General features: G+C 73.0%; 22 protein-coding genes. 9 read left to right on the top strand and 13 right to left on the bottom strand.

Annotation, left to right across the window (positions count from 1 at the left end):
• The 7 genes from BLU82_RS06090 to BLU82_RS06120 all read right to left on the bottom strand — a co-directional run bounded on the left by BLU82_RS06090 (position 1) and on the right by BLU82_RS06120 (position 7,791).
• Positions 1-1,503, bottom strand: coding sequence for an MFS transporter (locus tag BLU82_RS06090; protein ID WP_092617115.1), 1,503 nt, complete (start codon positions 1,501-1,503; stop codon positions 1-3).
• Between the two features lie 106 nt (positions 1,504-1,609).
• Positions 1,610-2,458, bottom strand: coding sequence for a carbohydrate kinase family protein (locus BLU82_RS06095; protein WP_092617118.1), 849 nt, complete (start codon positions 2,456-2,458; stop codon positions 1,610-1,612).
• Positions 2,455-3,381 carry an agmatinase family protein gene (locus BLU82_RS06100; protein WP_092617121.1) on the bottom strand — a complete coding sequence of 309 codons (927 nt, stop codon included), beginning with the start codon at positions 3,379-3,381 and terminating at the stop codon, positions 2,455-2,457. Before BLU82_RS06100 ends, BLU82_RS06095 begins: the two co-directional genes overlap by 4 nt.
• Positions 3,382-3,412: 31 nt before the next feature.
• The gene (locus BLU82_RS06105) at positions 3,413-4,264 is read right to left on the bottom strand and encodes a carbohydrate ABC transporter permease (protein WP_092617124.1); all 852 of its coding nucleotides are present in this window, start codon (positions 4,262-4,264) and stop codon (positions 3,413-3,415) included.
• A 1-nt stretch (position 4,265) separates the two neighbouring features.
• Entirely contained in the window at positions 4,266-5,225 is a 960-nt protein-coding gene (locus tag BLU82_RS06110) for a carbohydrate ABC transporter permease (RefSeq protein ID WP_157740632.1), read from the bottom strand.
• 31 nt (positions 5,226-5,256) lie between these two features.
• Complete coding sequence (locus BLU82_RS06115) at positions 5,257-6,660, bottom strand: ABC transporter substrate-binding protein (protein ID WP_092617130.1); 1,404 nt, start codon at positions 6,658-6,660, stop codon at positions 5,257-5,259.
• A gap of 36 nt (positions 6,661-6,696) precedes the next feature.
• On the bottom strand, positions 6,697-7,791 hold the full coding sequence (locus BLU82_RS06120; RefSeq protein WP_157740634.1) for an ADP-ribosylglycohydrolase family protein: 1,095 nt from the start codon (positions 7,789-7,791) through the stop codon (positions 6,697-6,699).
• 140 nt (positions 7,792-7,931) lie between these two features.
• Here BLU82_RS06120 and BLU82_RS06125 point away from each other — a divergent pair, with 140 nt between their 5' ends.
• The 4 genes from BLU82_RS06125 (at position 7,932) to BLU82_RS06140 (ending at position 10,777) form a co-directional block, all read left to right on the top strand.
• On the top strand, positions 7,932-8,615 hold the full coding sequence (locus tag BLU82_RS06125) for a GntR family transcriptional regulator (protein WP_172885545.1): 684 nt from the start codon (positions 7,932-7,934) through the stop codon (positions 8,613-8,615).
• 46 nt (positions 8,616-8,661) lie between these two features.
• Positions 8,662-9,156, top strand: coding sequence for a hypothetical protein (locus tag BLU82_RS06130; protein WP_092617139.1), 495 nt, complete (start codon positions 8,662-8,664; stop codon positions 9,154-9,156).
• Between the two features lie 79 nt (positions 9,157-9,235).
• Complete coding sequence (locus BLU82_RS06135; RefSeq protein WP_092617142.1) at positions 9,236-9,673, top strand: NfeD family protein; 438 nt, start codon at positions 9,236-9,238, stop codon at positions 9,671-9,673.
• 18 nt (positions 9,674-9,691) lie between these two features.
• A complete protein-coding gene (locus tag BLU82_RS06140; RefSeq protein ID WP_092617145.1) occupies positions 9,692-10,777 on the top strand; it encodes an SPFH domain-containing protein in 1,086 nt (361 codons plus the stop codon).
• A gap of 5 nt (positions 10,778-10,782) precedes the next feature.
• Here BLU82_RS06140 and BLU82_RS06145 read toward each other — a convergent pair whose 3' ends face one another.
• The gene (locus BLU82_RS06145) at positions 10,783-11,589 is read right to left on the bottom strand and encodes a class I SAM-dependent methyltransferase (protein WP_092617147.1); all 807 of its coding nucleotides are present in this window, start codon (positions 11,587-11,589) and stop codon (positions 10,783-10,785) included.
• Between the two features lie 63 nt (positions 11,590-11,652).
• Here BLU82_RS06145 and BLU82_RS06150 point away from each other — a divergent pair, with 63 nt between their 5' ends.
• The 5 genes from BLU82_RS06150 (at position 11,653) to BLU82_RS06170 (ending at position 16,256) form a co-directional block, all read left to right on the top strand.
• Entirely contained in the window at positions 11,653-12,249 is a 597-nt protein-coding gene (locus BLU82_RS06150; RefSeq protein ID WP_092617149.1) for a TetR/AcrR family transcriptional regulator, read from the top strand.
• Between the two features lie 127 nt (positions 12,250-12,376).
• Positions 12,377-13,393, top strand: coding sequence for an NAD(P)-dependent oxidoreductase (locus tag BLU82_RS06155; RefSeq protein WP_092617152.1), 1,017 nt, complete (start codon positions 12,377-12,379; stop codon positions 13,391-13,393).
• Entirely contained in the window at positions 13,393-14,427 is a 1,035-nt protein-coding gene (locus tag BLU82_RS06160; RefSeq protein WP_092617155.1) for a dihydrodipicolinate synthase family protein, read from the top strand. The genes BLU82_RS06155 and BLU82_RS06160 overlap by 1 nt, the downstream gene beginning before the upstream one ends.
• A gap of 46 nt (positions 14,428-14,473) precedes the next feature.
• Positions 14,474-15,229, top strand: coding sequence for a 6-phosphogluconolactonase (locus BLU82_RS06165; protein WP_157740636.1), 756 nt, complete (start codon positions 14,474-14,476; stop codon positions 15,227-15,229).
• 4 nt (positions 15,230-15,233) lie between these two features.
• Positions 15,234-16,256, top strand: coding sequence for an N-acetylglucosamine-6-phosphate deacetylase (locus tag BLU82_RS06170; RefSeq protein ID WP_092617161.1), 1,023 nt, complete (start codon positions 15,234-15,236; stop codon positions 16,254-16,256).
• A 118-nt stretch (positions 16,257-16,374) separates the two neighbouring features.
• Here BLU82_RS06170 and manD read toward each other — a convergent pair whose 3' ends face one another.
• Genes manD through BLU82_RS34025 form a run of 5 tightly spaced genes read right to left on the bottom strand, consistent with a single transcriptional unit; the run spans position 16,375 to position 20,918 of the window.
• Positions 16,375-17,598: a D-mannonate dehydratase ManD gene (manD, locus tag BLU82_RS06175; protein WP_092617164.1), complete on the bottom strand. Its 1,224-nt coding sequence runs from the start codon at positions 17,596-17,598 to the stop codon at positions 16,375-16,377.
• Between the two features lie 17 nt (positions 17,599-17,615).
• Positions 17,616-18,392, bottom strand: coding sequence for an SDR family oxidoreductase (locus BLU82_RS06180; RefSeq protein WP_092617167.1), 777 nt, complete (start codon positions 18,390-18,392; stop codon positions 17,616-17,618).
• Positions 18,389-19,054 (bottom strand): GDSL-type esterase/lipase family protein, encoded by a 666-nt coding sequence (locus BLU82_RS06185; protein WP_092617171.1) that lies wholly within the window; start codon positions 19,052-19,054, stop codon positions 18,389-18,391. The genes BLU82_RS06180 and BLU82_RS06185 overlap by 4 nt, the downstream gene beginning before the upstream one ends.
• Complete coding sequence (locus tag BLU82_RS06190; protein ID WP_092617174.1) at positions 19,051-20,049, bottom strand: Gfo/Idh/MocA family protein; 999 nt, start codon at positions 20,047-20,049, stop codon at positions 19,051-19,053. The genes BLU82_RS06185 and BLU82_RS06190 overlap by 4 nt, the downstream gene beginning before the upstream one ends.
• A complete protein-coding gene (locus BLU82_RS34025; protein ID WP_157740638.1) occupies positions 20,046-20,918 on the bottom strand; it encodes a Gfo/Idh/MocA family protein in 873 nt (290 codons plus the stop codon). Before BLU82_RS34025 ends, BLU82_RS06190 begins: the two co-directional genes overlap by 4 nt.
• Between the last annotated feature and the right edge of the window lie 114 nt (positions 20,919-21,032).

The raw sequence follows: 21,032 nt of genomic DNA on the forward strand, positions 1-21,032 counted from the left end.
CTACTGGCCGAGTGGGCGGGCTCGGCGCAGCGCCACGAAGCACAGCACGGACGCCGCGACGATGGCCGCGCCCGCGACGGCCGAGGCGAGGTTCACCCCGGTGGTGAATGCGTCCTGCGCGTCGCGCACGACCTCGGCGGGCACCCGGTCCGCGACCGACAGCGCACCGGCGAGGCTGTCGGTGACCAGGGCGCCGTCCTCGGGCGCGACCCCGGTGGGCGCGGCCACGCGGGTGGTGTAGACGACGGTGGCGAGGCTGCCCAGCAGGGTGACCCCGAGGGCGATCCCGAGTTCCTGGACCGTCTCGGAGAGCGCGGCGGCCGAACCGGACCGCGCCGCCGGTGCGGCGCCGACGACCATGTCGGTGCCGAGCGCGGCGATCGCCCCCAGGCCGAGGTAGACGAACGCGAACCCGGCCACCACGGCCGCGGCGTCGTCCGTCCCGGCCGTCGCCAGCAGCGCGTACCCGATCACCGACAGCGCGAGCGTCACCCCCATGACCACGCCCGGGCGGACCCTGCGGGCGACCAGCGGAGCGCCGACGGCCGCGGCGAACATCGCCAGCGCCGGCGGGCCCATCCACAGTCCCGCGGTGAACGGGGACATGCCCTCGACGAGCTGGAGGTACTGGGTGACCAGGTACATCGTGCCGCCGACACCGACGAGCCCGATCAGCAACACCGTCAGCGCCGCGGAGAAGGCCCGATCGGCGAACAGCGTGACGTCCAGCAGCGGGGAGACCAGCCGCCGCTGCCGGCGCACGAACGTCACGCCGGCCACGGCCCCGGCCGCGAGGAGGAACGCCGTGCTCGTGTCCACCCCATGGGTGGCGGCGTGCTTGACGGCGTAGACGCCGGGCAGGATCGCCGCCAGGGACAGGGCGACGCTGACGAGGTCCAGCCGCCCGGCCCGCGCGTCGGCGAACTCCGGCAGCAGCGCCTTCGCCGCGACCAGGACCACGGCGGCGACGGGGACCGCGACCAGGAACGCCGCGCCCCACCAGAACCGGTCGACCAGCGCCCCGCCGAGCACCGGCCCGGCCGCCATGCCGAGCGCGAACATCGTCGCCCACACCCCGATCGCCACCGCGCGTTGCCGCACGTCGGTGAACATGTTCGAGATCAGCGACAGGGTCGACGGCATCAGCGTCGCTCCCGCGATCCCCAGCAGAGCGCGCGCCACGATGAGCAGCTCGGCGCTGGGGGCGAACGCCGCCACCACCGACACGACCGCGAACGCTTTCATGCCGATCAGCAGCAGGCGGCGCCGGCCGATCCGGTCGCCCAGCGTGCCCATGGTGATGAGAAGCCCGGCGACGAGGAAGCCGTACGCGTCCATGATCCACAACGCCTGCGCCGCCGACGGATCGAGATCGGCGGCCATGCTCGGCAACGCCAGGTACAGGACCGTGAGGTCCAGGCCCAGCAGCACCGTCGGCAGCGCCAGCAGCCCCAGGCCCGCCCACTCGCGCGCACCGGCTCGTCGGGTGGCGACCTCGGTCACGTGACCTCCCCGGATAGATTCTTGAACGATAGTACAAGTAGAACTATCGTTCAAGAAACTCGTGCCGGGGTGACGTCACGCTCGGGTCGTCTGCTGCCGGAGGGCGCTAGCGCAGGTGGGCCGCCAGCTGGGCGGCGTCGGGCTGGGCGGCCTGGGCGCCCAGCGCCTGGGTGGCCAGCGCGCCGGCGACGACGGCGGACGCCATGGCCTCGCGCAGGCTCCGGCCGCCGAGGACGGCCTGGCAGAGCGCGCCGGCGAAGGCGTCGCCGGCACCGGTCGGGTCGACGGCGGTCACCGGCACCGCGGGCTCGTGATGGACGATCTCGTCGTCGCGCATCAGCGTGGCGCCGCGCTCGCCCAGGGTCACGACGACGTCCACCCCGAGTCGGAGCCGCCGCCGGCGCAGCTCGGCCAGCCCGGCCTCGTTGGTGACGACGGCGCGCAGCCGGGGCAGGCAGGCGGCCAGCCCCGGGGTGTCGAGCATCCAGTGCTCCAGGCCCAGCATCGTCCGCTCGGCCAGGCCGGCCTCGACGAGCGCGGGCACCGCCTCCGGCGCGTAGTTGACGTACACCAGATCGGCGCCGGCCGCCGCATCGACCGGGACCGGCGCCTGGCCGGTGACGCCGCGGTCGACGTAGAGCGTGCGGCGGGCCGCGTCGTGCACGATGGTCACGACGGTGGATCTGCCGGGGAGCTGCCGCACGGCGGTGGTGTCGACCCCGAGCCCGCCCAGCCGGTCCAGCAGCCAGCCGCCCCACGGGTCGGTGCCGACGTCGCCGACGAGCGCGGCCCGGCCGCCGAGCTTGGCGATCTGGGCCGCGACGTTCGCCGCCGTCCCGCCCAGCTCCCACGTTGACGACGCCACCGGGACCTTCTCGTCCTGGGCCCGGGCGTGGTCGGTGACGATGGTGTAGTCGACGGCGATGTCGCCGACGACGGCGATCACCGGAGTCATCGGCCCGCCGCTCCCGAGAGCAGCTCCATCGCCGTCGCGCAGGCCAGCCGGACGCTGATGCCGGACAGGTCGTAGATCGGGGCGATCTCGACGAGGTCCATCGCGATCGGTTTCGCCCGGCCCAGCGCCCGGGCGATGGTGAGGGTCTCGCGGGACGTGAAGCCGCCCGGCTCCGGGGTGCCGGTGCCGGGGAAGGCCGACGCGTCCACCGAGTCGAGGTCGAAGCTCACGTACAGCCCGTCGACGCCGTCCAGCGCACGCTCGATGGCCTGGTCGATGGCCCGCTCGACCCCGAGCTCCAGGATCTCCTCCATGCCGTACCAGCGGATGCCCTGCTCTGCCGCCGCCTCGACCTGGTCGCGCGGGTTCAGCCAGCCGTGCACACCGAAGACGACGACGTTGGCGGGGTCGACGTTCTCGATCTCCGCGGCTCGCATGGTCGGACACCCGCTGGTCAGTGTCTCGCCGCCCCAGCCGTAGGCGGTGTCCAGGTGCGCGTCGATGCTGAGGTAGCCCATCTTCTTCACCGTGCGGGCCGCGCCCCGGGCGGCGCCGATGGCCAGCGCGTGGTTCCCGCCGACGGAGACCGGCAGCACGCCCTGGGACCGGACGCGGTACACGTGGTCCTCGATGAGGTCCATGGTGCGGGCCGCGTTCGGCGGCATCACCGGCACGTCGCCGACGTCGACCGTGGGCAGCTCCTCCCAGAGGTCGAACCCGCGCTGCGCGTCGTAGCCGAAGAACCAGCTGGACGCGTCGCGAAACGCCCGCGGCCCCATGTTGGCGCCGTTGCGGCCCGCGTTGCCCTCGTCCCACGGGATCCCGGTGATCGCGGCCTTGGCGTCACCCAGGTCGTCGACGGTCGCCATCGGGCGGCCGAAGAACGTGGCGACGCCGGCCTGGATGACCCGGAGCTCTTCCATCTGACTTCCTTCCGCACTGTGCGTGCCGGCGCTACTTGCCGACGCCCATGGTGAGGCCACGGACCAGGTGACGCTGCAGGTAGATGGCGATGATCATGCCGGGCACGGCCGCGATCATCGCGGCGGCGGCCATCCAGCCCCACCGTACCTGGTCGAAGCCGATGGCCTGCAGGATGCCGACCGTCACCGGCCGGGTGTTCGGCCCGGACAGCACGAGGCCCATCAGCAGGTTGTTCCAGCTGAACACGAACGCCAGGATGCCGGCGCTGGCGATGCCCGGCCGGATGATCGGCGCCACGACGGACAGCAGCACCCGCCACTGCCCGCAGCCGTCGATCTCGGCGGCCTCCTCGACCTCGACCGGGACGTCGGCGAGGAACGTCCGCACGATCCAGATCACCAGCGGGATGGTGATCAGCTGGTGCGCCAGGATCAGCCCGAGGTAGCTGTCGTACAGGCGGATCTGCTGGAAGATCGCGTACAGCGGGATGATCACCGCCAGCTCGGGGGCGAAGCGCAGCGACAGGAACGTGAAGGCCAGGTTGTCGCCGCCGGTGATCCGGTTCCGGCTCAGCGCGTACGCCGCCGGCACGCCGACCAGCAGCGACAGCAGCACCGCACCGCCGGACACGATGATCGAGTTGAGCAGGTAGCCGCTGAACTCGCCGGACGTCGACTCGATGCCTCCGCCGCCGCCGAACAGCACCTCGCGGTAGTTCTCCAGCGTCGGGCCGAAGAGGAACTTCGGCGGGTAGTCGATGACGTCGCCGTAGCCCTTGAACGACATCAGCAGCACCCAGACCAGCGGGAACAGCAGGAAGACCGTCAGGGCCGCGAAGGCGATGGTGAAACCGGCCTTGGAGCCGGCAGCTCGCATGGTCATGTCACTCCACCGCGTTGACAGTTCGGCGCCACAGCCGGAGCAGGAAGAAGCTCACGCCGTAGACGATGATCCACAGGACGAAGATGATGGCCATCGCCATGGCCGGGCTGGAGAAGCGGAACGCCTCCTCGTAGCCCTGCACGTGCAGCAGCCGGGTGGAGTTCAGCGGCCCGCCCCGGGTCACCGGCCAGATGAAGTCGAACTGCTTGAGCGAGTCGGCCACCCGGAACAGCGCGACGAGCACGATGTACGGCGCCAGCCACGGCAGGCTGATGTACCGGAACGCCTGCCACCGGGAGGCGCCGTCGACCGTCGCCGCCTCCCGCAGGTAGTCGGGCATCGACTGCAGCCCGGCCAGCATGATCAGCGCGCTGAACGGGGTGAACGCCCAGGTGTCGATGAGGACGACGGACAACAGCGCCGTGGACGGGTCGGTCAGCCACGGGATGTCGCCCACGCCGGCGAAGGCGAGCAGGTAGTTCAACACCCCGGCGCTGGGCTGCATCATGGTCTTCCACATCAGCCCGGCGACGATCGGCGGGATGAGCAGCGGCAGCACCAGGATGTTGCGGCCGATGCGGCGGATCATGGTCGACCGCTCGAGCAGCACCGCGATCCCGAGCCCGAGCGGCAGCTGCACCGCGAGCACCACGACGACGTAGAGCAGCGTCAGCAGCAGCCCGGTGCGGAACCGTTCGTTGGAGAACAGCGCGATGTAGTTGTCCAGCCCGATGAACGACGGGTTGGTGATGTAGGCCTTCTCGTTGGTGAAGCTCTTGACGACGCCCTGCACGAACGGCACGAGGATGCCGATGACCAGCAGGAACGCCGGGGCCAGCATGAGCAGGTGGACCCGCGCGGTCCGCCTGCGCCGCGGGCCGGCGCGGCCCGGGCGGCCGGAGCCGGCCGGCGCGCCGGACCCGTTCCGGCGGCGCACGGTCACCGGGGTGTTGGTGCTCACGTTCACTCCCTTGGGTTCGTGGCCCCAGGTGTCACTGGGCGAGGAATCCGGCGATCTCGTCGCGGGCGGACTCCAGGTTCTGCTTCGTGTTGCCGTCGAAGAACGACTTCTGGATCGCTTCCGCCCAGATGTCCAGCGCGCGGGTCAGCTCGGGATGCGGCGGGAACCGGATCTCGGCGATCTCGGCGGTCTCCTCCAGCACCTGGCGGTACTCGCCCGCCGTCGTGCCCCACGAGTCGACCAGGCCGGCCAGCTCCTCGTTCTCCCACGCCGACGCCCGCACCGGGTTCATGTTGCCGGCCAGGTTGGTCTGGACGAGCACGTCCGGGCTGGTCAGCCACTGCAGGAAGGTCCAGGCGGCGCCCTTCTCCTCCGACGCCGACGCCATGCTGAGCTGCCAGATCCAGGCGCTGGCGAACCGGCCCTCCGGGCCCTCGGGCACCAGGGCGTAGCCGACGTCGTCGGCGATGTTCGACTCCGCCGCGTCCTCGTAGGTGGGGGCGAACAGGTCGGCCTCGTTGAGGGCCATGGCGAACCGGCCGCTGGCCATCCCCTGCAGCACCTCGTACCAGGTGAACGCCGACGCGTCCTGCGGCGAGCCCTTCTTGACGATGTCGATGAACAGGTCGGTGACCTCGGCCGCGGTGTCGGTGGCGATCGCCACCTCGCCGTCGTCGTCCAGCAGCCGCACCCCGTAGGCCTGGGCCATGCTGGCGAAGGTCAGGTAGGGCAGGTCCCAGTACTTGTCGAACCGCGTGACGATGGGGAAGACGCCGCTCGTGGACTCCGCGGCGGCCAGCTGCTCGGTCGCGGCGAGGACGTCCTCGTAGGTCTGCGGCACCTGCACGCCCGCGGCCTCGAACACGCTCGGCCGGTAGGTGAGGTTGTACGACTCGAAGTTGATCGGCAGCGCCCACAGCTCGCCCTCGCCCAGGCCGGTCAGCAGCTCCCGGTTCCACCGGCCCGCGTCGAGCACGCCGGGGACGAAGTCGTCGACGTCGTACTCCGGCATGGTCACGGCCGGGTTGTCCACGTAGCCGTCCAGCGGCTCCAGCCAGCCGGCGGCCGCGTACTGCCAGTTGTGCAGCGGGTCGGTCATGAAGACGTCGTAGTTGCCGACGCCGGACGAGAGGTCGGCCTGCAGCTTGTCGAAGCCCTGCTGCTCGTTGAGGACCTCGACGTTGACGGTGATGCCGGTCTCCTCCTCGAACTGCTCGAGCAGCGGCTGCACCGACGCGACGAACGGGTGCTCGATCAGCATCAGGTTGATCTCGCTGCCCTCGAAGGCCCGCGGATCGTAGTCCTGACCGGCGTTGAGCTCCGCGCCGGCCGAGCCGTCCGTTTCGTTCGACGGCGACGCGGGGCCGCAGGCGCCGAGCACCAGCGCCGCCGTCAGCGTGGCGGCCGCGGTCGCGGCGAACCTTCTGACCTTCATGGGTCTACCTCCTGGCAGGACGAACACGGAGATGCATCAGGACTGGGACGGCTTCGGGAGGGTGGCCACGCCGGTCAGCCGGCGGGCGACCCCTTCGATGTCGAGCTGGTTGGCGTCGAGCACGGCCTGGTAGGCGTCGCGCGGGACCTGCCCGAACCCGGACAGGGCGCCGGCGATCGATCCGGCCATGCAGGCGACGGTGTCGGTGTCGTCGCCCGCGTTGGCCGCCGCCACCACCGTCAGCCACGGGTCGCCGGCCGCCGCGACGACGAAGCCGATGGCCGCGGGCACCGCCTCGGCGGCGTGCAGGCCGGTGCCGACGTAGTCGGCGATGCGTGCCACCGCCTGGTCGAGGTCGTCGCTGGCGATGGCGATCTTGACGGCCAGTTCGATGCGCGCCTCGACGCTGGCGCCGGCGGAGTCCCGGCCGTCGCGGCCGCCGATCTGCGCGCCCAGCCGGGCGCCGGCCCGGGCCGCACGGACGACGTCGACGAGGGTCGCGTCGTCGGCGAGGGCGATGGAGACGGCGGCGGCGATCGCGCCCGCGCCGGCGACGCCGATGTTCGTGAAGTGGCTGGGCCGGCAGGTGATCGCGGCGGCCTCCACGGCGGCGCGGAGGTTGCCCGGGTTGACCAGGCCGGCCGGCGCGACCCGCATGGCGCCGCCGTTGCTGGTGCCCATGGTGGTCTCGCGGCCCGCGGCGCCGATGGTCTCCGGGTCGGCGCCGCCCCGCAGCGCCTCGACCGAGCGCCGGGTGCTCGGCCCGGCGAAGTGCGGGAAGTAGTCCGGGTTCTCCGACCAGCCGAGGATCATCCGCGCGACGGCGGCAGCGGTCACCGAACCGCCGCCCTTGATGAACTCCTCCGCCAGCAGCAGCATCTGGCTGGAGTCGTCGGTGATCTGCGCGGGCTTGCGGCCCTTGGCGTACGGGGAGTCGGCCGGCGGCTCGTTGAACGCCTCGACCCGTCCGCCCCAGAGGTCACGGATCTCCCGGATGCTGCGCTGCTCCGTCGGGGCGCCGAGAGCGTCGCCGATGACGGCGGTGGCGAGCGAGCCGTGCACCCTGTCCTGCAGCTGGGAGAACTCCCACTCGCGATCGAGGCCGGGGGTGGGGACAGACGGCTGGGCCATACGGGATCCTCTTTCTGCGAACCGGTTGCCGGCGTATCGGACCTGGAGGGAGCCGATGGCCGGGACCGTAGCAACTTGTAGGTACATGTGCAAGACTTGTTGTGACAAGTGGAGGTGGCATGAGGCCGGCGTATCAACGGGTGGCAGACTCGCTCCGGGCCGACATCGAGGCCGGCCGCTGGCAGCCGTCGACCAAGCTGCCGAGCGAGCACACGCTCGCGCAGACGTTCGAGGTGTCCCGGACGACCATCCGGCAGGCGCTGGATGTCCTGGAGTCGGCCAACGTCATCCGGCGCCAGCAGGGCAAGGGCACCTTCGTCGCCGCTCAGGGCGTGTCCCATGTGCTCGGCGACCTCAAGAGCTTCACCGACACGCTGCGCGAACTGGGCAAGCAGCCCGGCATCCGGGACGTGTCGGTCGCGATCGACGACGACCCTCCGGCCGACGCGGCGACGTTCCTGCGCGGCTCCCGCATCTGGTGCGTCGAGCGCGTCCGCACCGCCGACGGCCGGGCGTTCTGCCGCATGCAGTCCTGGCTGCCCGACGCCCTCGCCGCCGGCATCGCCGAGGACGAGCTGCTGGCCCGGCAGTCGCTGTACGCGCTGCTCGCCGACCTGGCCGACGAGCGGCCGGCCGAGGCGACCGAGGTGATCCGGGCCGAGGCGGCCAGTGCCGAGGACTCCGTCGCGCTCGGGGTGCCGAAGGACACGCCGCTGCTCAGCATCTACCGGTGGACCAGCAACCACCGCGGGGCGCCGATCGAGTTCGTCCGCTCGGCCTCACCGGGCGACCGCTACGAGTACGTCATCCGCCTCAAGCAGTGAACCGCCGGCGCTCGACATCGCGGGCGCCGTGCTGTTCGCTGGGGCGATGAAGGCCGTCGCCGCGTTCACCCTCCTGGCCGTCGCGTGCCTCGCCGGCTGCGGCACGACGGCCGCCGACGCTCGTGCCGGTGCGTCCGCCACCGGCGCCTGCCCGTCGGTGCACGACCAGCCGATGCCGGACGACTGCGTGGGCTACGACCCCGACGCCGGCATGCGCGCCAACGACGCCTACCGGGAACGCAGCGTGGTGCCTCCGGGCGGGCGGGGCGAGGCGGTCGAGCACCGCGAGCGCATCGTGGCCGCCCTCACCGAGGCCGTCGCCGCCGGCCCGCTGACGGCGGACGACGCTCGCGCCGTCCTCGAGCCGCTCGGCTACGGCGTCCAGGCCCACGGCTCGTCCGAGGTGTCCATGGGCGGCCTGGCCATCGGCGTCGACGTCGGCTCCGCCTGCGTCTACGGCGAGATCCGCGACACCGAGGTCACCCTCGCCATCGGCGGCGGCATCGTCGACGGCGGCTGCCTGCCGGCCCTCGGGAACTGACGGCCGCCGGCTCTCGGGAACGGGCGTCCGGCGAGCTAGATTAAGGAGGACCGTCCTGTAGGTCCGGGAGGTCGGTTCGATGGCGTGGATCGTGTGGCTGGTGGTGGCCGCGGCGCTGGGCGTGGCCGAGTTCTTCACGCTCACCTTCGCCCTCGGCCTGCTCGCCGGCGCGGCGCTCATCGCGGCCGTGGTGGCCGGGCTGGGTGGCGTCTGGGTGCTGCAGATCGCGGCGTTCGCGATCGCGGGCGCGGCCGGCCTGGTGGTCATGCGCCCGATCGCGCGGCAGCACATGAGCCATCCGCCATTGACGAGCGAGGGCGCCGACGCGCTGGTGGGCAAGAAGGCCGTCGTGATCGAGGAGGTCACCGCCGATCACGGGCTGATCAAGCTGTCCGGCGAGACGTGGTCCGCGCGGACGCTGGACGACGACCACGTGATCCCGGTGGGCGCGCTCGTCGACGTCATGGAGATCGAGGGCGCCACGGCCATCGTCTACCCCCGGGAACTGCTCCCCTGACCAGACGACGGAGGAGACATGGAACTACTGGTCCTCATCATCGTCCTCGCCGCCGTGGTGATCTTCGGGGTCGCCTCGACGGTCCGCGTCGTGCCGCAGGCCCGCCGCTACAACGTCGAGAGGTTCGGCCGCTACCGCACCACGCTGCAGCCGGGCCTGAACTTCATCATCCCGATGGTCGACCGCATCAACACCAAGCTGGACGTCCGCGAGCACGTTTTCACCTCGCAGCCGCAGCCGGTCATCACCGAGGACAACCTGGTGGTGAACATCGACACCGTCCTCTACTACCAGATCACCGACCCGCGCGCGGCCGCGTACGAGGTGGCCAACTACCTGCAGGCCATCGACCAGTTGACGGTCACGACGCTGCGCAACGTCATCGGCAGCATGGACCTCGAGAAGACGCTCACCTCCCGCGAGGTCATCAACGCGCAGTTGCGCACCGTGCTCGACGAGGCGACGGGGAAGTGGGGCATCCGGGTGAACCGGGTCGAGATCAAGGCGATCGATCCGCCGGCCACCATCAAGGAGGCCATGGAGAAGCAGATGCGGGCCGAGCGCGACAAGCGCGCCGTGATCCTGCACGCCGAGGGGGAGCGGCAGTCGAAGATCCTCACCGCCGAGGGCACCCGGCAACAGGAGATCCTGGAGGCGCAGGGCAACCAGCAGGCGATGATCCTGCGCGCTGACGGCGAGGCACGCGCCATCGAGCGGGTCTTCCAGGCGGTGCACCAGAACAACGCCGACCCGAAGGTGCTCGCGTACAAGTACCTCGAGACGCTGCCGCACCTGGCCGACGGCGACAACAACACGTTCTGGGTCATCCCCGGCGAGCTCACCGAGGCGATCCGGTCGGTCACCAGCGCCTTCGGCGACTACTCCAGCACCGCCACGCCACCGGCCGCCGACGATGAGCGGCGGGGCGAGCTCGACCACGACGGCCACCGCGAGCTGACCGCCGGCGACCGGTTGCCCACCGACGCCGCGGCCGCTGCCGACCAGGTGGCCCAGCTGGCCGAGGCGGCGGTCGAGGACGCCAAGGCCGAGGCCGTCGCCGTCGAGAGCGGCAACGGCACGGTGAGCGAGCCGAAGCCCCGATAGGACGCCTACGCCGGAGGCGCGGCGAGCACGGCGGTCGTCGCGAGCGTGGTGAACTCCATGGTGAACGCCCCGCCGAGGTCGTCGATGGCGCCCCCGACGGCGTCGAGGATCTCGGCCGACTGATCGGGCCGCAGCGGCGTGAGGCCGCCGGTGGTGCGCATCAGGTCGAGCCAGCGGTCGCGCGGGTAGGTGTGCCGCCAGTCGAACCGCCACTGCTCCGGCTCGTCGAACCGCCCGGCCTCGCGCAGCCGGTCGGCGACGGCGGCGTAGCCCGCCTGGTACGTCTCCAGCGGACGGCGGGCGGGTTGGCCGCCGAGAGGTGAGTCCGGCGCGACCCGGCGGTAGGCGGCCGCGAACGCCTCGGCCACCGGGCCGGGCGGTTCGAAGACGTGGCCGAAGATCGCCAGTCGTCCGCCGGGACGCAGCACCCGCGCCGCCTTGGCCGCGCCCGCGGCGGGATCGACCCAGTGCCACGACTGGGCGGCGACGACGGCGTCGAAGGTCCGGCCCCGCGGGTCCCAGGCCTCGAACGTCGCCACCTCGACGGGCAGGTCGCGGGCGCGCGCGAAGCCGGCCATGCGCGCGTCCGGCTCGACCCCGGTGACGACGCAGCCGGCGGCCTGGAACTGCCGGGCGGCGATGCCGGTGCCGCAGCCGACGTCGAGCACGTCGAGGCCGCTGCGCCCGCCGGTGATCCGCGTCACCAGGGCGTCGGGATAGCGCGGCCGGGCCTGGTCGTAGCGCTGCGGGTCGGCGCCGAAGGACTCGGCCATCCGCCGCGCCTCGTGCGGGCCGCCGGGTAGAGTGGGCATGCGGCCACTTTAGTGGGCAGTTGCCCACTCGGCAACGGGAGCGAGACGGGAGAGGATGGGCGGGTGCCGACCGGAGTGCATCTGCGCGACGCGCGCCAGCAGCTGTTCGACGCCGCCGAGCGGGTGCTGTTGCGCGACGGGCCGAGCGGGCTGACGAGCCGGGCCGTCACCGACGAAGCGGGCTGCGCGAAGGGCGTGCTGCATCGCCACTTCACCGACTTCGACCAGTTCCTCGCCGAGCTCGTGCTCGACCGCGCGGCGCGGCTCGACGCGCAGGCCGGCGCGCTGCGCGAGGCGGCCGGCTCCGGCGCCGTCGTGGGCAACCTCACCGCGGCGCTGACGAGCCTGTTCGGACCGGTCCCGGTGGCGATCATCCCGCTCGTCACCTTCCGCGACGAGCTGCGGGTCCGGCTGCGCCAGGCGCGGCCCGGCGGCGGCATCGCGATCCTCGCCGAGGTGGCGTCCGCGGTGTCGGCCTACCTGGCCGCCGAGCGCGACCTCGGCCGCATCGCGTCCGACGCCGACCTCGACTCGCTGACGCTCTCGCTGGTCGGCGGCGGGCATCTCCTGGTGTCCGGCCGCGACGCGGAGCCCGCGGCCGTCGGCCAGCTGGTGGCGACGGTGCTCGCCCACGTCCTGCGCGGCGACGCCGGCGCTTAGCCGGAGCACCTTCGCCGCGGCGGAGGCCGCGGTTCCGTGGTCCGAGGGTTGGCATTGCAACCGCTTGCACCTATGCTGACGGCACACGCGCTCGACCCACCCGGACCGACGATCGACGAGGTGTCGCATGAAGACGCTGCCCGAGCTCCATCGAGCTCTTGCCACGCCGAGCGCGGCGCTGGTCGAGGACCTGCGCGACGTCCGGGGCGACGTCGTCGTGCTCGGCGCGGCCGGGAAGCTCGGGCCCAGCCTCGTCATGCTCGCGCTGCGCGCCCTGACCGAGGCCGGTTCCTCGGCGACGGTGCACGCCGTCTCGCGCTTCGGCGACGCCGCGGTGGCCGGCGAGCTGCGGGCCGCCGGCGCGAACGTCATCGCCGCCGACGTCTCCGATGACGCCGCCCTGGCCGCGCTGCCCGACGCGGAGAACGTGATCTTCCTCGTCGGGGCGAAGTTCGGCACGCAGGGCAACGAGGCCGCCATGTGGGCGACCAACGCCTACCTGCCCGGACGGGTGGCCGAGCGGTACCGGTCGGCGCGGATCGTCGCGCTGTCCACCGGCAACGTGTACCCGCTGGTGGCCACGGCGTCGGGCGGCGCCAGCGAGGCCGACCCGGTGGGTCCGGTGGGCGAGTACGCGATGTCGTGTCTCGGGCGCGAACGCGTCCTCGCGCACGCCGCCCGCGAGCACGGCACGCCGCTGGCGCTGATCCGGCTCAACTACGCGGTCGAGCCGCGCTACGGCATCCTCGTCGACCTCGGCCGGCAGATCCTCGCCGGCGAGCCGGTCGACGTCACCACCGGGCACGTCAACCTCGTCTGGCAGGGCTACGCGAACGAGGTGATCCTGCGGGCGCTGCGGCATGCCGCCACCCCCGAGTTCGTCCTCAATCTCACCGGCCCCGAGACGCTGTCCACCCGCCGGCTGGCCGAGAAGCTCGGCGCGGCGCTGGGCCGCGAGGTCGCCGTCACCGGGCAGGAGGCGCCGACGGCGCTGCTGGCCGACGCCGCCCGGTGCCACGCGCTGTTCGGCTACCCGGCGCGCAGCCCCGACGACCTGGTGCGCGACGTGGCCGAGTGGCTGCTCGCCGGCGGAACGGTGCTCGACAGGCCCACGAAATTCCAGGTCAGGGACGGGAGATTCTGATGGCACCGCTGGAGACCTTCGCTGCCGGGACGGTGATCCCGGCCATGCCGCTGGCGCTCACCGAGGAGTTGTCGTTCGACGAGCGGCGGCAGCGTGCGCTGGTGCGCTACTACCTCGCCGCGGGCGCCGGCGGGCTGGCCGCGGCCGTGCACTCGACCCAGTTCGCGATCCACACGACGCACGCCGATCTGCTGCGGCCGGTCCTCGAGCTGGTGGCCGACACCGCCCGGAAGGAGGGCTCGCCGGACCTCGTGCTGGTGGCCGGGGTGGTCGGCGAGACCGATCAGGCGGTCGCCGAGGCGGAGCTCGCGGCCTCGCTCGGCTACGACGCGGTGCTCCTCGCCCCGTACGGCGTCGGCGACCGGAGCGAGGACGCGCTCCTCGACCGCGCCCGGAAGGTGGGCGACGTGCTGCCCGTCATCGGGTTCGCGCTGCAGCCCGCGGTCGGCGGCCGGCGGCACTCGCGCGGCTACTGGACCCGGCTGGCCGACATCCCCAGCGTCCTCGGCGTCAAGGCGGCGCCGTTCGACCGGTACGCGACGCTCGACATCGTGAGCGGCCTCGCCGCCTCGTCCAGGCGCGACGCGGTCACGCTCTACACCGGCAACGACGACCACATCGTCGGTGACCTCGTCGCGTCGTTCGCGCACGCCGACGGCAGCAGCACCCGCTTCGCCGGCGGGCTGCTCGGCCAGTGGTCGGTCTGGACCCGGGGCGCCGTCGAGACGCTGGAGCTGGCCCGGCTCGCGCGCGACGGCGACCACGCGGCGCGGCTGGCCCTCGACGGCATCGACGGACCGCTGACCGACGCCAACGGCGCCATCTTCGACGCCGCCGGCGGCTTCGCCGGGTGTATCCCGGGTATCCACGAGGTACTACGCCGGCAGGGACTGCTGGCCGGCACCTGGTGCCTGGACCCGCATGAACGGCTCTCACCCGGCCAGCTCGACGAGATCGACCGGATCTGGGCCGCTCATCCGCAGTTGCGCGACGACGACTTCGTCGCCGCGCACCTCGACGAGTGGCTCGCCTGATCCGCCCGCGTCCCCCGCATCGAGAGAGACACGAGGAACCCGCTCCATGACGACGATCCCCGCCACCGACGGCGTCCCCGTCACCATCTCCGGCTCCGCCGAGGAAGCCGGCGCCTCCGCGGCGCGCGCGGCCGCCGATGCCATCGTCGCCGCGATCGCGGACTCGGGCCGGGCCCGGGTGATCTTCGCCAGCGCGCCGTCGCAGGAGGCGATGCTGAGCGGGCTGGCCGGCGACGACCGGATCGACTGGTCGCGCGTGCACGGCCTGCACATGGACGAGTACATCGGCATCGACCCGGCCGACCCGCGGGCGTTCGGCGCCTGGCTGGCCGAGCGGCTCCCGGTGGACCGGTTCGCGTCGTTCGCCCGCATCGACCCGTCCGGTGACGCCGAGGCGGAGGCGGACCGCTACGAGGCGGTGCTGCGGGCCGAGCCCGTCGACCTGACCTGCCTGGGCTTCGGCGTCAACGGGCACATCGCGTTCAACGAGCCCGGCACCGACCTCGACGACACCCGGTTCGTCCGGACCGTCGAGCTGGCCCCTGCGTCGCGCCGGCAGCAGGTGGCCGAAGGGCTGTTCGGGCAGGTCGACGACGTGCCCGGGCGGGCGATCACGCTGACCGTACCGGCGCTGCTGAGCGCCCGCACCCTGGTCGCGACCGTGCTCGGGCGGCCGAAGGCGGCCGCGGTGGCGGCGGCGCTGACCGGCCCGATCTCCGCGGCGTGCCCGGCCAGCGCGATCCGCCGGCACCCGGCCGCGACGGTGCATCTGGACGCCGCTGCCGCCAGCGGGATCGACTGACCCGATGGCGCCGCCGTCCGGTCTTCTGCCCGGGCTCGTCGACCTGCAGGTCAACGGCTTCCGCGGCATCGACCTCAACCGCGACGACATCGCCGCCGACGACGTCGTCGCGCTCACCCGTGAGCTCTGGACGGCCGGCGTCACCCGGTACCTGCCCACGCTGATCACCGGGAGCGAGGCGCGGCTGGCGGCGGCCATGCGCGCCGTCGCCGCCGCCCGCCGGGCCGGCCCGCTGATCGCGCACAGCATTGCCGGCATCCACGTCGAGGGCCCGCACCTCTCCGCGGCCGACGGTGCCCGCGGCGCGCACGACCCGGCCTGGATCCGGCCGCCGGACACCGCCGAGCTGGACCGGTGGATCGACGCGAGCGAGGGCCTGGTGCGCGTCGTCACGCTCGCGCCGGAGTGGGACGGCGCCGCCGCCTACATCGCGCACGCCGTGCGTCGCGGTGTCGCTGTCTCCCTCGGCCACGCCGCGCCCAACGCCGCCGACGTCCGGGCCGCGGCCGGCCACGGCGCCACGCTCAGCACTCACCTCGGCAACGGGTGCGCGCCGGTCCTGCCGCGGCACCCCAACCACCTCTGGGCCCAGCTGGCCGAGGACCGGCTGACGGCGATGTTCATCGCCGACGGTCACCACCTGCCCGCCGACGCACTCACCGCGATGATCCGGGCGAAGACGCCCGAGCGGTCGGTGCTGGTCAGCGACGCCGCGCCGCTGGCCGGCGCGCCGCCGGGCACGTACGAGACGAGCGTCGGCGGACGGGTCACCGTCGAGCCGGGCGGCGCGCTGCGCCTGGCCGGGACGTCGCTGCTGGCCGGGTCGGGCGCGAGCCTGCTCGACTGCGTCCGCTGGGCCACCGAGCAGCTGCCGTTCGAGCCCGCCACCCTGTGGGCCATGGCGAGCACGACGCCGGCCCGCCTGCTCGGCGGGCCGGCCGCGGGCGACCGCGTGCTGGTCGAGGCCGACGCCGAGGCGTGGGTGGCGGTCCGCACCGAGGTGGCCGGCACGGTCGTGCACGCCTGAGGGTGGGGACGCCGGTGGGTGGGGGACGCCGGCCCCGCCCGCCTCGCTCGTTCCTCGCTCGGACGCCCGCAGCCTACCCCTGCCGGCGTCCCCCACCCACCGGCTCCGCCCGCCGGCGTCACCAGTCGTGGACGGTGCCGTCGGCGAGCCGGTTGTAGGGGAGGTAGGCCTGTTCGTAGGGGTAGCGGCCCGCTTCGTCGGTGTCGAGGGTGACGCCGAGGCCGGGCTGGTCGCCGGGGTGCAGGTAGCCGTCCTTCCAGGTGAAGGTCTGGTGGAAGACCTCGTTCGTGCGCGACCCGTGTTGCATGTATTCCTGGATGCCGAAGTTGTGGATCGCCAGGCCCAGGTGCAGGGCGGCGGCCATGCCGACGGGGGAGATGTCGGTGGGGCCGTGGATGCCGGACTTGATCTGGTACTGCGCGGCGAAGTCGAGGATCTTGCGCAGGTGGGTGATGCCGCCGGTGTGGGTGACGGCGGAGCGGACGTAGTCGATGAGCTGTTCGGTGATCAGGGTCTGGTAGTCCCACACGGTGTTGAAGATCTCGCCGATGGCCAGTGGGGTGGTGGTGTGCTGGCGGACCAGGCGTAGTCCCTGCTGGTTCTCGGCGGGGGTGCAGTCCTCGAGCCAGAACAGGTCGTAGGGCTCGAGCGTCTGGCCGAGTTTCGCGGCTTGGATCGGGGTGAGGCGGTGGTGGGCGTCGTGCAGCAGCGGCAGCTCGGGGCCGAACTCGTTCCGGACGGCGTCGAATACGCCGGGGAGGTGGCGCAGGTAGGCGCGGGTGTCCCAGTCCTCCTCGGCCGGGCGGGCTCCGCGTTGGGCGGGTTCGTGGTCGTAGCGCACGCCGGTGCTGTTCGAGGCGATGCCGTAGATCGCCTTCAGCCCGGGGACGCCGGTCTGCACGCGGATCGCGCGGTAGCCCTGGTCGAGGTGGTCGCGGATGCTGTCGAACAGCTCGGGCAGGTCGCGGCCGGAGGCGTGGCCGTAGGCGAGCAGCCCGTCGCGGGAGGCGCCGCCGAGGAGCTGGTAGAGCGGCATCCCGGCGGCCTGGGCCTTGAGGTCCCACAGCGCGACGTCGACGGCGGCGACGGCGGCCATGGTGACGGGGCCGCGGCGCCAGTAGGCGCTGCGGTAGAGGAACTGCCAGGTGTCCTCGACGCGGTGCGCGTCGCGGCCGATCAGCAGCGGCACCACGTGATCGCGCAGGTACGCCACGACGGCCAGCTCGCGCCCGTTCAACGTCGCGTCGCCCAGCCCGACCAGCCCGTCGGCGGTCGTCAGCCGCAACGTCACGAAGTTCCGGTCCGGGCTCGTGACGACGACCTCGGCCTGTTCGATGCTCATGGGTCTCCCTCGTGTGGTCAGATCGTCATCGCGGAGAAGCCGCCGTCGACCCGGACGAGCGCTCCGGTGACGAAGCCCGACGCGCGGCCGGAGGCCAGCCAGAGCAGGACGCCGTCGAGCTCCTCCGGCTCACCGAGCCTAGCCATTGGCGTGTGGCCGACGATCGAGTCGATCCGCTCCCGCGTCAGCACGGCCCGGTTCTGCTCGGCCGGGAAGAACCCCGGCACGATCGCGTTGACGCGGATGCCGTCCGGCGCCAGCTCGCGGGCCAGGTACTGGGTGAGGTTGCCGACGCCCGCCTTCGCGACCCCGTAGCCGAGGACGCGGCTCAGCGGCGGGCCGGACGACGCGGACGAGACGGTGATGATCGAGGCGCCGCCGGGCCGGCCGGCCATGAGCGGCGCGAACGCCTGGCAGAGCCGGAAGACCGACCCGAGGTTGACGTCGAGCAGCCGCGACCACTCGGCGTCGTCGATCTCGGCGAACGGGGTCGTGCTGTTGACGCCGGGCGCGGCCACGAGGACGTCGAGGCGCCCGACCCGGGCCGCGGCGTCCCGCACCGAGGCCCGGTCGGTCGCGTCCACGGCGACGAACGCCGCCCTGCCGCCGGCGTCGCGGATGCCCTCGACGACGGCCTCGCCGCGCTCGGCGGACCGGCCCAGCACCGTCACCTCGGCGCCGGCCGCGGCCAGGCAGGCCGCGAACCGGCCGCCGAGCACGCCGGTCCCGCCGACCACCGCGGCCCGCGAGCCGGTGAGGTCGAACAGCTCGGCCGGCGGGCGGACCGGCCTCATGGGATCGTCAACCGGCCGGTCCGCGCCGCCGGGTCCCAGCACCCGAACGACCGGAGCAGCGTGCGCGCCATCGCCCGATGACCGTGCGCGTTGGGATGGCAGCCGTGGCCGAGCCAGTGGAACCACGGGCCGGCGTCGGTGGCCGCCCACTCCGCATGATGGTCGACCAGCGGCACGTCCGCCTCCTTCGCGACCGCGCGGATCACATCGGCGTAGGCGTCGAGGTGGGCCACGACGTGCTCCGGCGCCGTGGGCGGCGTGCCGTTCGGCGTCTGCGCCACGATGGTCGCGGACGAGTCCGCGCGGATGCGGCCGATCAGCTCGTGGTACCGGTCGCGGAACTCGCCGACGCCGTCGGCGCCGCCGCGGGTGTCGTTGAGCCCCGTCCCGATGACGACGAGGTCCGGCTGGAACCGCAGCGCGATGTCGTCGAGGGAGCCGAGCAGGTCGCCCACCCGCCAGCCGCTCACGCCGGTGTTGACGACGGCGTCGCGGACCCGGCCGAGCTCGCGCAGCCGCTCGTGGACCAGCTCGGCGAAGCCGCGCGCGCCCCACGTGTGCCAGCTCGCGGCCGTGACGCTGTCGCCGATGAACGACCACACCAAGGGCCGGTCGCCGCCGGCGAGGGCGGCGAGGCGGGGGTCCGCCACCGTGCCGCTCATCGGGGCCGCACCGGGCGGCCGGTGCGCGCGGACGCGTAGGCGGCCTCGATGAACGCGACCGCCGCGCGGGCCTGCGCGGACGTCACCAGTGGCGGGGCGCCATGGCGGATCGCGGCGACGAAGTCGGACAGCTGGGCCAGCTGCTGGTCGACCGGGTCGAACTCGGGGACCTCGCGGCCGTCGCGCGTCACGAAGTGCGTGATCTTCTCCGCGAGCGTGACGACGGTGCCGCCGTCGCCGGTCACCGCGACCCGCAGCGGCAGGTCGCCGTACGCCGTCGTGGTGGCGAGGAACGTGAGCAGCGCGCCGCCGGCGAAACGTGCCGTGATCGTGATGGCGTCCTCGACCTCGATGCGCTCGTGGGCGAGCAGCCCGCTGTGGGCGTACACCTCCTCGACGTCGCCGAGCAGCCAGAGCGCGAGGTCGACCAGGTGCACGCCCTGGTTCATCAGCGCGCCGCCGCCGTCCAGCGCCCAGGTGCCGCGCCACGCGCCGGAGTCGTAGTACTCCTGCGTGCGCCAGAGCGCGATCTCGATGTTCGCGGTGGTGACGCGTCCCAGACCGCCCGCGGCGATGGTGCGGTGCAGGAACTGGTTCTCCGCGGCGAAGCGGCGCTGGCTCACGACGCTGAGGACTTTGCCGGACCGCTTCTCCGCGTCGATGATGCGGTCGGCCGCGTCGACGCTCACCTCGAGCGGCTTCTCCAGCAGGACGTGCTTGCCCGCGTCGAGCGCGGCGACGGCGACGTCGGCGTGCAGGCCGGAGGGGACGCAGACGACGACGGCGTCGACGTCGTCGCGGGCCAGCAGTTGCTCGGCCGACGGCGCGGCCTCGGCGCCGTACTCGGCGGCGACGGCGCGGGCGGCGTCCGGGTCGGCGTCGGCGACGGCGGCGAGCTCGGCCGGCGAGGCGGGCGACAGCAGCCGCTCGACATGGGCGCGGCCGATCACGCCGACGCCGATGACGCCGACGCGCGGCAGGACGGACGAGGTCATGGGCGCTCCGTCCGGTTCTCCAGCGCCTCGACGATCGCGCTCATCACGACGACGGGGGACAGCAGCTGCTCGCGGCCGGACTGCGTCCGGCCGGTCTCGACGGCCGTGACGAAGCGGGTCAGCGCCGGTGCGTTGTAGTCGCGGTCGAGGGTGAGCTCGCGGGCGACGACGCCGTCGACTCCGGTCGCGGTGGCGTGGAACGGCACCCGGTGGTCGTCGTCCGGGACGACGAACGTGAGGACGACCGCCACGCCGGCGATCCGCAGCAGGGCGACCGTGGTGTCGCCGTCGCGCGTCACGCTCGCCGCCACCGAGCCGGGCTCGACGACCGGGTTGCCGAGGATCTCCAGAGCCGCCTCGACATGGTGGATGCCGTAGAAGAACAGGCCCGAGTACTCGCTGTCCGGGTCGCCCGGCCCGACGATGCTCAGCTGCCGCAGCGCGCCCCGGCCGGCCTCGTCGACGAGGTCGGGGAGCTGCGGGACGAACCGCAGCGCGGAGCAGGACACCAGCACGGCCGACGTCTTCTCCGCCGCGTCGAGCATCGCCACGGCGTCGTCGACCGTGGTCGCGAACGGCTTGTCGACCAGCACGGGCAGGCCGGCGGCGAGCAGCGGCTCGGCCTGCTCGCGGTGCCGGGCGCCGTCGCGGGTGGAGATGATCGCGGCGTCGACGAGCTGTACGAGGTCGGCGGCATCGTCGACCAGCTGCTCGATGCCGCCCTGGGCGCGCAGTGTCTCGTTGCGCGCGGTGCTGCCGCCGGCGAGGGCGACGGCCCGGAACCCGGGGTGGCGCTGCTCGCTGTTGAGGAAGCGGAGGAAGTGATCGGTGTGGGAGTTCTCGGTGCCGATGAAGCCGATACGTCTCACGGTCGGGTGGCTCCCTGCGTCGGGTCGGGGGGTGCGGCCAGCTTGCCTTGCAAGCGGTTGCAGGTCAAGTCTCGCGGCCCGTAGAGTGGCCCCGAATCCGGCCCCGGCCAGCAC

Origin of the sequence: Jiangella sp. DSM 45060 (genome assembly GCF_900105175.1) — a bacterium.
Lineage (GTDB): Bacteria > Actinomycetota > Actinomycetes > Jiangellales > Jiangellaceae > Jiangella.